15 protein-coding genes are annotated in these 13,617 nt (G+C 59.0%); 1 reads left to right on the plus strand and 14 read right to left on the minus strand.

Annotated elements, in window-relative coordinates; genetic code table 11:
* Positions 1-21 precede the first annotated feature (21 nt).
* From FZE95_RS15840 to coxB, 3 genes are read right to left on the minus strand one after another with little or no spacing between them, the layout of a single operon-like run.
* Positions 22-372, minus strand: coding sequence for a hypothetical protein (locus FZE95_RS15840; protein WP_150301848.1), 351 nt, complete (start codon positions 370-372; stop codon positions 22-24).
* Positions 372-2,888 carry a cytochrome c oxidase subunit I gene (gene ctaD / locus FZE95_RS15845; RefSeq protein ID WP_150301849.1) on the minus strand — a complete coding sequence of 839 codons (2,517 nt, stop codon included), beginning with the start codon at positions 2,886-2,888 and terminating at the stop codon, positions 372-374. The genes FZE95_RS15840 and ctaD overlap by 1 nt, the downstream gene beginning before the upstream one ends.
* Entirely contained in the window at positions 2,881-3,549 is a 669-nt protein-coding gene (coxB, locus tag FZE95_RS15850; protein ID WP_150301850.1) for a cytochrome c oxidase subunit II, read from the minus strand. Before coxB ends, ctaD begins: the two co-directional genes overlap by 8 nt.
* An 81-nt stretch (positions 3,550-3,630) precedes the next feature.
* Between coxB and FZE95_RS15855 the strand changes: the two genes are divergently transcribed.
* Positions 3,631-4,128 carry a DUF2231 domain-containing protein gene (locus tag FZE95_RS15855; RefSeq protein ID WP_371923578.1) on the plus strand — a complete coding sequence of 166 codons (498 nt, stop codon included), beginning with the start codon at positions 3,631-3,633 and terminating at the stop codon, positions 4,126-4,128.
* Between the two features lie 11 nt (positions 4,129-4,139).
* On the opposite strand, the gene FZE95_RS15860 is transcribed toward FZE95_RS15855, so the two are convergent.
* From FZE95_RS15860 to ffh, 11 genes are all read right to left on the minus strand, one after another.
* Positions 4,140-4,574: a CopD family protein gene (locus tag FZE95_RS15860; RefSeq protein WP_150301852.1), complete on the minus strand. Its 435-nt coding sequence runs from the start codon at positions 4,572-4,574 to the stop codon at positions 4,140-4,142.
* Positions 4,575-4,612: 38 nt separating this feature from the next.
* Complete coding sequence (locus tag FZE95_RS15865; RefSeq protein WP_150301853.1) at positions 4,613-5,197, minus strand: exopolysaccharide biosynthesis protein; 585 nt, start codon at positions 5,195-5,197, stop codon at positions 4,613-4,615.
* Between the two features lie 142 nt (positions 5,198-5,339).
* The gene (gene thrC / locus FZE95_RS15870) at positions 5,340-6,749 is read right to left on the minus strand and encodes a threonine synthase (RefSeq protein ID WP_150301854.1); all 1,410 of its coding nucleotides are present in this window, start codon (positions 6,747-6,749) and stop codon (positions 5,340-5,342) included.
* A gap of 90 nt (positions 6,750-6,839) precedes the next feature.
* On the minus strand, positions 6,840-8,144 hold the full coding sequence (locus FZE95_RS15875; protein ID WP_150301855.1) for a homoserine dehydrogenase: 1,305 nt from the start codon (positions 8,142-8,144) through the stop codon (positions 6,840-6,842).
* A 79-nt stretch (positions 8,145-8,223) separates the two neighbouring features.
* Positions 8,224-8,943, minus strand: a complete 720-nt coding sequence (gene dsbC / locus FZE95_RS15880; protein ID WP_150301856.1) for a bifunctional protein-disulfide isomerase/oxidoreductase DsbC — start codon at positions 8,941-8,943, stop codon at positions 8,224-8,226.
* 48 nt (positions 8,944-8,991) lie between these two features.
* Complete coding sequence (gene xerD / locus FZE95_RS15885; RefSeq protein ID WP_223825097.1) at positions 8,992-9,888, minus strand: site-specific tyrosine recombinase XerD; 897 nt, start codon at positions 9,886-9,888, stop codon at positions 8,992-8,994.
* Positions 9,889-10,056: 168 nt separating this feature from the next.
* Positions 10,057-10,404 carry a 50S ribosomal protein L19 gene (gene rplS / locus FZE95_RS15890; protein ID WP_371923559.1) on the minus strand — a complete coding sequence of 116 codons (348 nt, stop codon included), beginning with the start codon at positions 10,402-10,404 and terminating at the stop codon, positions 10,057-10,059.
* Between the two features lie 30 nt (positions 10,405-10,434).
* Complete coding sequence (gene trmD, locus FZE95_RS15895; RefSeq protein WP_150301859.1) at positions 10,435-11,184, minus strand: tRNA (guanosine(37)-N1)-methyltransferase TrmD; 750 nt, start codon at positions 11,182-11,184, stop codon at positions 10,435-10,437.
* A 3-nt stretch (positions 11,185-11,187) separates the two neighbouring features.
* Positions 11,188-11,730, minus strand: coding sequence for a ribosome maturation factor RimM (gene rimM, locus FZE95_RS15900; RefSeq protein ID WP_150301860.1), 543 nt, complete (start codon positions 11,728-11,730; stop codon positions 11,188-11,190).
* A gap of 2 nt (positions 11,731-11,732) precedes the next feature.
* Positions 11,733-11,981 (minus strand): 30S ribosomal protein S16, encoded by a 249-nt coding sequence (gene rpsP / locus FZE95_RS15905; RefSeq protein WP_150301861.1) that lies wholly within the window; start codon positions 11,979-11,981, stop codon positions 11,733-11,735.
* A gap of 137 nt (positions 11,982-12,118) precedes the next feature.
* The gene (gene ffh / locus FZE95_RS15910; protein ID WP_150301862.1) at positions 12,119-13,522 is read right to left on the minus strand and encodes a signal recognition particle protein; all 1,404 of its coding nucleotides are present in this window, start codon (positions 13,520-13,522) and stop codon (positions 12,119-12,121) included.
* Positions 13,523-13,617: the final 95 nt, after the last annotated feature.

A 13,617-nucleotide genomic window follows, 5' to 3' on the forward strand; every position in this document is an offset into this window, starting at 1 on the left:
GCGCCGCAATGCACCCCGCCTTTACACACAAGGCGGGTAGATCACCACCGGTAACGTTACCGCTGCAGCAGCGACGGCGGATAACAGATAAATGCCGCCGCTGATACGGGCGATGAATTTCCGATGCGAGTCCTCGGTGGCGCTGGTATCCGGCCCGGCTTTCCAGCATCGATAAGCGGCAATGAGCAGCAACAACGTGACGCACGCCCCCAAGCCCAGCAGCAGCGCGTTAATCCATGTCCAGGGGCCGAGCTCCGCAGCGGGCGGTGCGACATTGCAGCCTATTCCCTGCAGCCCATACAGCACAGCAAACCAGCCTGACCAGATGATCAGCCCCATGACCAGCTGTATCGGATGTGAAATCGAAAACATCAGCTACCTCCCCACCCCATAGGCAGCCAGACGAAAGCCGCGACAGCCAGCCAGAAGATCGCCAGCGTATAGACCCACAGTGGCCACACCACGAAAGGCTCGTAAGGTACGCGCACACTGACATAGCCGAACTGGACTCGCATAGCCTGCATCGCCGTAACGACAGTCGACAGACCACTGTGAATCAGCAGATACATGAGCATGACAGTCAGTACCGAATCATGCGCAAGCTCGGTCGCTTGCAGGGGCGCACTGAGCAGCACCCACAACAGTAGCGCAAAGTGTGCCAGGCCGATGACAGACGAAATCCAGAACAGGCCCTGCATGCCCTTGGCGTTTCCTGCGCGCAATCGACCTACTGCATAGCGAAACACCAGCGCAGCGACCGTCAGCAGCGCCCCACTGAGCAGTAACGGCCATAACGCAAGCGGACCCTCCTGCGGTGCCTGCCATTGCGGCGCGGCGGTCCACAGATAAAACCAGCCGAACAGGAGTGACGCGTAGAGCGTCCCATTGCCCATCATCGCCACGTTCATGCCCCATAACCCCGGGCTGTTGAAGGTTCGCGAATGCAGCGGTGGATCGGTGCGTTCATCGGCGGTCAGCGGCGCGCTGCTGGCATGGGCACCGTTATGCCAGCTCCAACGCAACAGGGAGAGCACCGCAAATACCGCCGCTACAAGCGCCACCCAGTAACTTTTGGTCAGCAGGCCCAGACAGACCACAGCAATGATCGCCCCGCTTTGCAGCGGTAGCCATGAGTTCGTGGGCAAATGTATGACCTGCATGACCTTGCCGGTGCCGGCTTGCGAGCCGTATATCTCGCGCCGGCCATGGCTGACATCTGCCAGGCCGAATTTACCATCGGCAATATCCTGCGGGAGCGCCGGATCCTCGAACAGGGGATGCCGGGTCGGCACGTTGGGCAGACTGGCAAAGTTGTACGGACTGACCGGCATTTCAACCGCCCATTCAAGCGAGTCGGCGTTCCACGGGTTCTGCCGCGCCGGCCTGCCAAAGCGGAAATGCAGCAACACGTCGACGATAACCGCAGCGATACCGATGGCCATGATGAAACCGCCGATCGACGAAATCAGGTTGAACAGATCCCAGCCCAATCCCGCCTCATAGGTATAGACGCGGCGTGGCATGCCAAACAGGCCGGTCAGATGCATGATCAGAAAGGTGACATTAAAGCCGATAAACGTAAGCCAGAAGCCCCAGCGACCCAGCGTGTCCGAGGGCATGCGCCCGGACACATGGGGTAACCAGTAATAGAACCCGGCAATCAGCGGAAACAGCATGCCGCCGACCAGTACGTAGTGCATGTGCGCGACCACAAAGTGCGTGTCGTGCACCTGCCAGTCAAACGGCACCAGCGCCAGCATAACGCCCGTCAGACCGCCAGCGACGAAGATGATCAGAAAGCCGAGAATCCACAGCATGGGCAGGTGAAACACCACCCGCCCGGTCCATAGTGTGGCGATCCAGGCGAAGAACTGGATAGCGGTGGGTATTGCCACCAGCATGCTTGCCATCGAGAAGAACGCCAACGCCAGCGAGGGAATGCCCACGGTAAACATGTGGTGGACCCAAAGGCCGAAACTGATGAAGCCCATCAGAATGATCGCCAGCACTATCCAGCGATAACCGAGCAGCGGGCGCTGGGCAAATACCGGAATCAGTGTCGAGACTATTCCCGCACCCGGCAGAAAGATGATGTACACCTCTGGGTGCCCGAACAGCCAGAACAGATGCTGCCACAACAGTGGATCACCACCGCCTGCCACTTCGAAGAATACCATGCCTGCGGCGCGCTCGAGCTCAAGCAGGATGCTGCCGAGAATCAGCGGCGGAAAACCAAAGACGATCATCAAGGCCATCGCCAGAATGTACCAGCAGAAGATCGGCATCTTGCGCAGCGACATGCCGTTGGCCCGGGTGCGCAGGATCGAGACGACCAGCTCGACCCCGGCGGACATTGCCGAGATTTCTACAAAGGTAATGCCCAGCAGCCAGAAATCCGGACCCAGCCCCGGGGAATAGAAAGAGCCACTCAGGGGCGTGTACATAAACCACCCGGCGTCGGGGGCCATGTTCAGGAACAGACTCGAGACGATGATGATCCCGCCGAACAGATAACAGTAATACCCCAGTGCGCTGAGACGCGGGAATACCAGGTCACGGGTCCCAATCATCTTCGGAATCAGGTACATCGCTGCGCCTTCCAGCACCGGAATGGCGAACAGAAACATCATCACCGTACCGTGCATGCTGAAAATCTGGTTGTAAGCGTTGGAACTGAGAATGTCCTGTTCCGGCAGCGCCAGCTGGGTGCGCAGCAACATGGCCAGAATGCCGCCAATCAGGAAAAACACCATGCCGGTGACAACGAAACGCAGCCCCACAGACGTATGGTTGACCGCGGACAGCTGGCCCCAGCCGGGCAGATTCCCCCATACCCGATCAAACTGTTCCAGCCGCCCTCGGTTGCCTGTGTTTCTGAGTTCACTCATCGGCCTGCTCCTGCATCAGCCAGGTTTGAAATGCCTCTGGTTCGAGGGCCTCGACCACAAAATGCATATGCGCGTGGCCTGCCCCGCAAAATTCGGCGCAATGACCACGGTACGTCCCGGGTTGGTCCGCCTGAATACGAATGACATTGGTACGGCCCGGGATGACATCCAGCTTCCCGGCCAGACGCGGCACCCAGAAGGAATGGATCACGTCTGCGCTGTTCAGGTGTACGTCGACCGGCTCACCGGCAGGAATCACCAGCCGGTCCTCCAGCACAATATTGCTGTCGGGATAGCTCACGTCCCAGCGCCACTGCTGCGCCATAACGTTAAGTCGTAGGGGTTCACCGTGCTCCAGTGGCAGCGGCAACATGGCCCGCCCTATTGGCAATCCGAACGCCAGCACCACTGTTAGGCTGACCCCCGGAAGAACCAGCCCGCCCCAGATGACCCAACGGTTCTGCAACCGTTGGGACTGCTGCTGGTCTACATCGCCTGGATCCCGGTGCATGGCATAGAACCACAGGGCAAACACCACCAGCATCACCAGCGTGAAATAGCCGAACATTCCCCACCACAGCCAGGACGCGGCGGTGGCGGACGGCCCGGCCGGATCCAGTGCGGAGAACGGCCCGCCGCAACCGGTGACAAGCAGGCACATGCCAAGCAGCCCTGCGCCTGCTAACCTTCTGAAGAACGACCCGGAACGGAAACCGGCGATGACTTCTCCGAAACCACGAGGATCACGATGAATTCCGCTTCCATTGCCAGCAAACTCGCCATTCATGGTCACCCCATCCATCCGATGCTGATTCACTTTCCGGTGGCAGCGCTGCTCGGTGTTATCGGTACCGATGTCGCCTATGTGCTTACGCAGGATCACTTCTGGGCGCGTGCTAGCCTCTGGCTGGTCGGTATTGGCACCCTGGGCGGATGGGTATCGGGCACCATCGGGCTGCTCGACCTGGTGATCGTCAGCCAGATCCGCCGCCTGATCACCGCCTGGTGCCACGGCATACTGGCGGTGATGATGCTGTCGCTCGCCACGCTCAATTGGTTGATACGCCTCGACGAACCGGCCAGCGCGCTGTTTCCGTGGGGGATCTATCTGTCGCTGCTGAGCGGCGTGATGATTTCCCTGACCAGTTTCCTCGGCGGACAGCTGGTTTATGACCATGCCGTCGGCGTGTCTCACGAGAAGATCAGAGAACGCGCCGAGCGGCTGGGTGTTGATCCCTGACACGCGCCTGCTCATGGCATAACCTGCAACGGCGGCTTGGCCAGCACCAGCCAGACGATTCCGATCATCAACAGGCATTGAACGAGGCCGAGGGCCCAGCACCATGGAAGGGTCGGCTTGCCGTTGCCCGACTCGGCACGCAGGATCAACAAACCGGTCGCTGCGTGTGAGAGCACCAGCCCTGCCACCAGCGTCAACTTGGCGATCAGCCAGATATCCACCGTATGATCAATCAGGAAAACCAGCGTCCCGGCAATGATTGCAAACAACGCCGCCGGGGTAGCAATACGCGTAAATACCATGCGTGCGATCGAATCGAAGGGATCAGCGGGCTCGCGGAACGCGTTTTCCCGGACCAGACTTCCGGCAATCAAGGCGGGGAGATACAGCAGCGAGGCAGCCCAGAACAACAAACCAATCAGATGTGGCACGAGAAACCAGAGCATGCGCTGGGCCGTCTCCTTTTGTTATTTGCCGGGTCAGTTCACAGTATGTTGACAACAGCGACACTAAAAGTTGCGCATACCAATGTCACAGCGAGGATCACCAGCAGCCCGTCGTTGACGACCAGCGACAAACCAAAGGCGGCCAATGCCAGCCCCACCACCGAGGCGGAAAACGGCACAATCTCCATCATTGGCAGTCCAAAACCGATCACCACACAGATCAAGGCAATGGCGTAAGCGGCGCCATTGGTTACCAGCACCGTCCACCGCGGACGTAGTACAGAGTCGACGCGCCGCGCAACCGGGCGCACCCAGGATATTGCCTTGATCAGATGGTCATGTTTGACCGAGCGATTGAGAAGCCAGGCTGGCAGCCAGAACTGTTTGCGCCCGAACAGCATCTGCACGGCAATGAGCAGGATGAATATAGCCATGGTCGTGGCCATGCCGGGGATTCCGCTGAGCGGGGACGCCAGAATGATACCGGCCAGCATCAACAGTGGTCCGAAGGAACGCGTACCGATGGACTCCACCACCAGCCGCAGCGAGACCTCGTCGCGGCCCCGGTTAAGCCTGGCGAGATGATCCAGTAGCTGTTGAAGGTTTCGCAGGGGTCGACGCATACCGTGGAGGTCATCCTTGCTGAAGCTCAAAGCTTGGAGAGACATTCGGCTGCGTTAGTTCGTTCAGAAACGACTGCGGCCCGGATCGCTCCGGGCCGCAGGGCAATAGCAGCAGCTATCGTTTTCGGCGCGGCCGCCAGACCTAGAGCGGTTTGCCCCGGTTGCCATGTGCAGCAACGAACTGTTGAACGTCAACCAGGTGGTTCGGCAGTACGCTGTAGCGTTCTTCGCGCTCGAACAGGTCCGCCAGATGCGCAGGCAGCGTCGGCTCTTCAGCGATCGAAGACTGACGCACCGCATCGGGAAACTTGACCGGATGCGCAGTGCCCAGCGTGATCATCGGCAGGCTCATGGAGCGGCGGCACTCACGGGCGGCACGCACGCCAATCGCCGTATGCGGATCCAGCAGCTCGCCACATTCCTTGTAGACCTCGGTGATGGTGGCGCAGGTTTGCTGGTCATCCACAGCGAGCGAGTCAAACAGGCGGCGGGTTTCGGTCCAGCGTTCTTCTTCCACTGAAAGTTTGCCCGTCTGGCGGAACTGATCCATCAGCTTGGCTACCTGCGGACCGTTGCGTCCGTGCATGTCGAACAGCAGGCGCTCGAAATTGGACGAGACCATGATATCCATCGATGGCGACAGCGACGGATGCAGCGCGTCCTTGTCGTACTGGTTGCCGCTCATGAAGCGATGCAGGATATCGTTACGGTTGGTCGCCACGATCAGCTGACTGATCGGCAGACCCATATTACGCGCCAGGTAACCGGCGAAAATGTCACCGAAGTTGCCGGTGGGCACGGAGAATGCCATCGACCGCGCTGGCCCACCGAGCTGCAGGGCTGCGTGGAAGTAGTAGACGATCTGCGCCATGATGCGCGCCCAGTTGATCGAGTTGACTGCAACCAGCCGCGTACCCTTGAGAAATGCCTGATCGGCGAAGCTGGCCTTGACCATCTCCTGGCAATCATCGAAGTTGCCTTCGATGGCAATGTTGTGAATGTTGTCCCCGGCAATGGTAGTCATCTGCCGGCGCTGCACTTCCGACACCCGGTTATTCGGATGCAGGATGAAAATATCGACGTTCTCGCAACGGCGGCAACCTTCAATTGCTGCAGAGCCTGTATCACCCGAGGTCGCCCCCATGATCACCACGCGCTCGCCGCGCTTGACCAGGAAGTAGTCCAGCAGACGGCCGAGCAACTGCAGGGCGAAATCCTTGAACGCCAGAGTCGGGCCGTGGAACAGCTCCATGACCCATTCGTTAGCGGCCAGTTGACGCAGTGGTGCGACCGCCTGGTGCTCGAACACGGCGTAGGTCTCGCGCAGGATTTCGCGGAAATCGGCATCAGGAATGCTGCCCGCAACGAAGGGCCGCATCACATTGAATGCCAGCTCGTGATAAGGCAGCCCGGCCCAGGAGGCGATCTCTTCCTGGGTAAAACGCGGCAGATTCTCGGGCACATACAGGCCACCATCAGTGGCCAGACCTGCAAGCAGTACATCTTCGAAATTCAGGGCCGGTGACTGCCCGCGGGTGCTTATATAGCGCATCGTAAAACCCTTCAGGTTTTTGCCTGAAGCCACAAGCCCGAAGCTTGAAGTCGTATGCTTCCAGCCTCCAGCCTCCAGCCTCCAGCTTTTTTAATTCAGTTGTTCTACACGGATCCGCATCAGCGGCGCCGCGATATCATCCAGCGCTTCCAGAGCGGCGATGGCCTCGTTCATGCTCTGTTCACGCACCCGGTGCGTCATCAGAATGATCGGAACCAGACCATCCTGCTCCTCCGCTTCCTTCTGGATAATCGATTCGATATTGATGCCGCGCTCGGACAGGATTGAAGCGACTTTGGCCAGCACACCGGGACGGTCCTTGGCATGCAGACGCAGATAGTAGGCGGTGTTCACATCCCCTACCGGCAATACCGGGAAATCAGACAGCGAGTCGGCCTGGAACGCCAGATGCGGAACCCGATTGTTCGGATCCGTGGTCAGCGTTCGCACCACATCAATGATGTCCGCAACGACTGCCGAAGCGGTAGGTTCCGCACCTGCCCCGGCCCCGTAGTACAGCGTGGAGCCAACCGCGTCACCGTTGACCATGACCGCGTTCATCACACCTTTGACGTTGGCCAGCAGGCGATCGGCTGGAATCAGTGTGGGATGTACCCGCAGCTCAACGCCGGACTCGGTGCGTCGGGCAATACCGAGATGCTTGATGCGATAACCAAATTCCTCGGCATAGTTCACGTCAGCCGTCGTCAGCTGGGTAATGCCTTCGGTGTAGGCCTTGTCGAACTGCAGCGGAATGCCAAAGGCGATGGAGGCGATGATGGTCAGCTTGTGCGCCGCATCGATACCTTCCACGTCAAAGGTCGGATCAGCTTCTGCATAGCCAAGCGCCTGCGCTTCAGCCAGTACATCGGCGAAGGCACGGCCCTTGTCGCGCATCTCGGTGAGAATGAAGTTGCCGGTGCCGTTGATGATTCCGGCAACCCAGTCAATGCGGTTGGCCGCCAGGCCTTCACGCAGCGCCTTGATGATCGGGATACCGCCTGCCACGGACGCTTCAAAGGCGACCATGACCCCCTTCTCCCGTGCAGCCTCGAAGATCTCGTTGCCATGCACCGCAATCAGGGCCTTGTTGGCGGTGACGACGTGCTTGCCGTTGGCAATGGCCTGCAGGACTACTTGCCTGGCGACGTCATTGCCACCGATCAGCTCGACGATAATGTCGATGTCAGGATTGTTGACCAGCGTGAACACATCGTCGACCACCTCGGTGTCGCCGAGGCTGCACGCCGGGTTGAGTCGCCGCGTGGCAATCTGTGCCACCTCGATGTCACGCCCGGCGCGCCGCACGATTTCCGCTGCGTTGCGTTGCAGGACGTTAAAGGTGCCACCGCCAACGGTGCCCAGACCACATATTCCAACTTTGACCGGTTTCAAACTAAGGCCCCTACTTATCCGCTGTGTTGTTTATCTGAATTGAGAACCATCCAGGTATGTCCGGATCGAACTGCCAACCCTATTGGTTGGCGAGGGCTTCCTTGGCCAGTGCTGCAGCCGGCTTGTAGCCAGGAATCAGCACGCCATTACCGAGGAAAATCGCGGGGGTACCCTGTACCCCAACCTGACGACCCAGCTCAAAATGCTTGGCGACCGGGTTATCGCAGGTCGCTTCCTTCACGCTGTCGCCCTGCTTGGCGCGGGTCATCGCAGCCTGTTGATCCTCCGCGCACCAGATCGACTGCATGGTGCGTGCTGTCTCGGTCGACATGCCGCCGCGGGGGAAAGCCGCGTAGCGGACTTCGATACCCAGCTTGTTCAACTCGTCTACTTCGGCGTGCAGCTTGCGGCAATAGCCGCAATCGGTATCCGTGAACACGGTGATATGAGCCTTCCGCTCTTCGGCGGGAAAGATCACCAGTTCGTTTTTCGGGATCGCATCAATGGCTTCACCGATGCCCTTGGCTTCCGCCTCGGCGGTCAGGTTGCGCGGCTGCGCACCGCTGACATCGAATATCGCACCCTGAATGATGTGGCTGCCATCTTCGCTGGCATACAACAGACGACCGCTTTCAAGCTGAACCTGGTACAGACCGTCAACAGGTGCGGGACTTACCGCCTTGATGTCGCCACTCAGGTTGAGTTTGTCGAGGCTGGCACGGATGACTTTTTCGGCATCAGCCGAGACCTGCGCAGCGCACAGGGCCAGCAGACAGCCGGCAACATATCTGAAACGCATTGGTTCGATCCTCCGGAAGACGCGCAAGCTTAGCATGAAACCGCCCCCTCACCCACGTGGATGATGGCTGGCGTGCAGATCCTTCAGGCGATGGCGTGCGACGTGAGTGTAGATCTGCGTGGTAGACAGATCGGTATGTCCAAGAAGCATTTGTACCACACGCAGGTCAGCGCCGTGGTTGAGCAAATGGGTGGCAAACGCATGCCGCAGGGTATGCGGCGACAACCCACCGCGAATATTCGCCTGCACGGCGTGCAGCTTGATTCGGTGCCAGAACGTCTGCCGGGTCATCTGCCGCGCCTGCTTGCTGGGAAACAAAACATCACTGGGCTGACCATTGAGCAAAGCCGGACGGGACTCCCGCATGTAACGATCAAGCCAGCTCAAGGCTTCCTCACCGAGTGGGACCAGGCGCTCCTTGTTACCCTTGCCTGTTACCCGCACGACACCCTGGCGGATATTGACCTGATCCAGGCGCAGCTCAACCAGCTCGGTAACCCGCAGACCACATGCGTACAGCACCTCGAGCATGCAGCGATCGCGCAGCCCCAGGGTGTCGTCGACATCCGGTGCATCCAGTAGCGCTTCGACATCCGCCTCGCTGAGCGACTTGGGCAGCGAACGCCCCAGCTTGGGCAGTGCGATGTCCAGCGTAGGATCTTCAGTGATCAGACTCTGGCGCAGCGCGTGGCGGTAAAAGCCGCGGATGCAGGACAAATGCCGAGCAGTGGAGCGGGCGTGATAGCCCTTACCGATGCGCCAGGCAAGATGCTCCATCAGCATTGTTCGTGTGGCTGCCAGGAGGCCCGAGCGGCGCTGATTCAACCAGCCGCCCAACAACTCCAGATCGGTGCGATAGGCGGCCAGGGTCTGACGCGAAAGCCCGCGCTCCAGCCACAGGCTTTCAATATAGCGCTCGATGGCACGCACATCAGCTGTGGCCAGCGCAGCTTCAGGCGAGGCTGCCGCCCCGGCACCAGATACGTGTTTCGCCGGGCGACCCCGATTAATACTGGCGGACATGCTTATCTCATCTTGGTGGCTGTCCATCATAAAACCATCAGGCAACAAAAAAGCAGCCCGAAGGCTGCTTTTTGTGCTGCAGGACTGAAATCAGCCCAGCTTTTCCTTGATACGTGCGGCCTTGCCGGACAGGGCACGCAGGTAGTACAGCTTGGCCTTGCGCACGTCACCGCGACGTTTGACGTTGATGCTGTCGATCAACGGCGAGTAGGTCTGGAAAGTACGCTCCACACCGAAACCGTTGGAAATCTTGCGCACTGTGAAGGCAGAGTTCAGCCCACGGCTACGCTTACCGATAACCACGCCTTCAAAGGCCTGCAGGCGCTGACGATCACCTTCCTTTACTTTTACCTGAACAATAACGGTGTCACCCGGCGCGAACGCGGGGATCTCTTTGGTCATCTGTTCAGCTTCGATCTGGGCAATAATATTAGACATCACAAACTCCTGCACAAGCCGCCGGACTTGCTAATGGTTATCGGTTTCCTGCTCGCGGATAAATTCCGCCAACAGCTGTTGCTGTTCTTTGCTCAGCATAAGATCCTCGAGCAACTCTGGCCGGCGTTGCCAGGTTCTGCCCAGGGACTGCTTGAGTCGCCAGCGCCGGATCAACGCGTGATTACCACTGAGCAGCACCTCCGGTACGCGCTGCCCTGCAAACTCTTCCGGCCGAGTGTAGTGTGGACAATCCAGCCACCCTTCCGAAAACGAATCTTCTACCGCTGAATCCGCATGCCCGAGCACACCGGGAATCAGCCGGGTCATTGCATCCAGGAGCACCATGGCTCCCAGCTCACCACCGGACAGAACGTAATCGCCGATGGACACTTCTTCATCGACACAGCGCTCAATGATCCGCTCGTCAATGCCTTCGTAGCGCCCGCAGAGCAGCACTACGCTTTCCAGCTGCGCCAGCTCGGCGGCGCGCTCCTGGCTGAGCGGCTGCCCCTGGGGTGACAGGTAGATCACCCGTGGCGGCGTTGGGGCCTGCTGCCGGATAGCCTCGATGGCGTCGAGCAGTGGTTCCACCTTCATCAGCATTCCCGGTCCACCACCAAATGGCCGGTCATCGACTGTTCGATGACGATCATGGGCGTGATCACGGGGATTGCTGAACGCAACGCTCAGCTGGCCACGCTTTACCGCACGACCGGTTACGCCGTAATCGGTAAGCGCTGCAAACATCTCGGGAAACAGGGTAACTACACCGGCCCACACCGGTCAGAACTCCGGATCCCAATCAACCTGCACAATGCCTGTGCTCAGATTGATGTCTTTCACGTACTGGTCCGGCAGATAGGGCAATAGCCGCTCACGCTGGTCCAGACTGCCTTCGCAGGGCTTGACTACAAACACGTCGTTGGAGCCGGTTTCCAGTAGATGGTCTACGCGACCAAGCAACTGACCTTCAAGGTTCACTACCTGCAAACCTTCCAACTGATGCCAGTAAAACTCACCTTCGTCGAGATCAGGCAATGCGCTCTGCACTACACATATCTCGAAGTCCGTCAGATCAAGCGCCTGGTTGCGGTTGTCCAGCCCTTTGAGCTGCACTACCAGCACCCGCCCCTGAAGCCGGGCATCGGTGAAGGTTACTGTCCGCTTATCGGCGCCCTTGCGGAGCGTCCATCGCGGATAGTCCAGAATGTTATCCAGCGGGTCGGTATGCGAATACACCTTGACCGCCCCGCGAATTCCATGAGCCCCGACAATCTTGCCGAGAACCACCAGAGGCGATTCAGCGGACTCAGGCACGCTGGTCATACTCAGGCGGAAGCCTGATTTTCCTTCAGCAGTGATGCAACACGCTCAGACGGCTGTGCACCCTGGCTCAGCCAGTAAGCTACGCGCTCCTGGTTGACCGACAGGCGGGTTTCAGCACCGGCAGCAACCGGGTTGAAGAAACCTACACGCTCCACGAAACGGCCATCACGGGCGTTGCGGCTGTTAGCGACGGTCAGATGATAGAAGGGGCGCTTCTTGGAGCCACCACGAGCTAGACGAATGGTTACCATGTGGACATCGTTTCCTGTATTTGAGTAACGCTACAATATTTCAACGAGCCTATAGCCCGAAAGGTCGCGTATTCTACGGAATAACGCGGCCATTGAAAACAGTTATTTGCCTGGCGCCGATTCAGCGACAGGTCTGATCAGAACTTGGGCATTCCGCCACCGGGGGGCAACATGCCGCCGCCACCGCCTGCGCCGCCCATTCCACCCATGCCGCGCATCAGCTTGGCCATACCGCCCTTGCCGCTGACTTTCTTCATCATCTTCTGCATCTGCTTGTGCTGCTTGATGACGCGTCCGATATCCTGAATCTGGGAACCGGAACCGGCGGCAATCCGGCGCTTGCGCGAACCGCTGATTATATCAGGGTTGCGCCGCTCAGCGGGGGTCATCGAGTTTATGATGGCCTCCATCTGCTTGAACTGTTTTTCAGCCTGGGTCTGGGCCGTTTCCATCTGCGACGGATTGATCTTGCCCATCATCGGCAGTTTGTCCATCAGCGACCCCAGCCCACCCATACCACGCATCTGCTGCAGCTGGTCACGGAAGTCTTCCAGGTCGAAGCCCTTGCCCTTCTTGAGCTTCTTGGCAAGCTTCTCTGCCTTGTCCTTGTCCAGTTTGCTTTCGGCCTGCTCGATCAGACTGAGCACATCGCCCATACCGAGAATACGCGAGGCGATACGATCCGGATGGAACACTTCGAGCGCGTCGGTTTTTTCCCCGACACCCAGGAATTTGATCGGTTTGCCGGTGATGTGACGTACCGACAATGCGGCGCCGCCACGGGCATCCCCGTCGACCTTGGTGAGAATCACACCGGTCAGCGGCAGCGCCTCGTTAAAGGCCTGCGCGGTGGCAGCCGCATCCTGACCGGTCATGGCGTCGACCACAAACAGGGTTTCGGCCGGTTTCGCCGCCGCATGCACTTCGCGGATCTCGTCCATCATGTCGGCGTCGATCGCCAGACGGCCGGCGGTGTCGATAATCAGGACGTCCATGAAGCGGTTTCGCGCTTCACGTATAGCCGCTTCGACAATGGCCACCGGACGCTGACTGATATCCGACGGGAAGAAATTGATATCGACTTCGGCCGCCAGTGTCTCGAGCTGCTTGATCGCCGCCGGGCGATACACATCAGCACTGACCACCATCACCTTTTTCTTCTGGCGTTCGCGCAGGGTTTTGCCCAGCTTGGCAACCGAGGTGGTTTTACCTGCACCCTGCAAACCGGCCATGAGGATGATCGCTGGGGGCGCAACATTGAGATTAAGACCCTCGGACTCTCCCATGACCGCTTCCAGCTCGGTCTTGATGATCTTGACGAACACCTGACCGGGCGACAGGCTGCGCGAAACCTCCTGCCCAACCGCACGTTCCCGCACCTGATCAACAAAACTCTTCACCACGGGCAGCGCCACGTCGGCTTCAAGCAATGCCATGCGCACTTCGCGCAGCGTGTCCTTGATGTTCTCTTCGGTCAGCTTGGCCCGGCCGGTAACGCCGCGCAGACTATGGGAAAGGCGTTCGGTAAGATTTTCAAACATCGATGATTCTCCTTTGCTTCACGCGCCCGCCACGGGTAGAGAAGCCTGTTAGCCGGCAAGTATACCTATGCCTATGCGCAGATTACAGGGAAGCG

The sequence above is a fragment of the Pseudomonas profundi genome, assembly GCF_008638305.1.
In the GTDB taxonomy this organism is placed as follows: Bacteria; Pseudomonadota; Gammaproteobacteria; order Pseudomonadales; family Pseudomonadaceae; genus Halopseudomonas; species Halopseudomonas profundi.

Bases quoted from the DNA above. Each gene is read 5' to 3' on its own strand.
- FZE95_RS15840 (WP_150301848.1), bottom strand. From the start codon at position 372: ATGTTTTCGATTTCACATCCGATACAGCTGGTCATGGGGCTGATCATC.
- ctaD (WP_150301849.1), bottom strand. From the start codon at position 2,888: ATGAGTGAACTCAGAAACACAGGCAACCGAGGGCGGCTGGAACAGTTT.
- coxB (WP_150301850.1), bottom strand. From the start codon at position 3,549: ATGTGCCTGCTTGTCACCGGTTGCGGCGGGCCGTTCTCCGCACTGGAT.
- FZE95_RS15860 (WP_150301852.1), bottom strand. From the start codon at position 4,574: ATGCTCTGGTTTCTCGTGCCACATCTGATTGGTTTGTTGTTCTGGGCT.
- FZE95_RS15865 (WP_150301853.1), bottom strand. From the start codon at position 5,197: ATGCGTCGACCCCTGCGAAACCTTCAACAGCTACTGGATCATCTCGCC.
- thrC (WP_150301854.1), bottom strand. From the start codon at position 6,749: ATGCGCTATATAAGCACCCGCGGGCAGTCACCGGCCCTGAATTTCGAA.
- dsbC (WP_150301856.1), bottom strand. From the start codon at position 8,943: ATGCGTTTCAGATATGTTGCCGGCTGTCTGCTGGCCCTGTGCGCTGCG.
- rplS (WP_371923559.1), bottom strand. From the start codon at position 10,404: ATGTCTAATATTATTGCCCAGATCGAAGCTGAACAGATGACCAAAGAG.
- rimM (WP_150301860.1), bottom strand. From the start codon at position 11,730: ATGACCAGCGTGCCTGAGTCCGCTGAATCGCCTCTGGTGGTTCTCGGC.
- rpsP (WP_150301861.1), bottom strand. From the start codon at position 11,981: ATGGTAACCATTCGTCTAGCTCGTGGTGGCTCCAAGAAGCGCCCCTTC.
- ffh (WP_150301862.1), bottom strand. From the start codon at position 13,522: ATGTTTGAAAATCTTACCGAACGCCTTTCCCATAGTCTGCGCGGCGTT.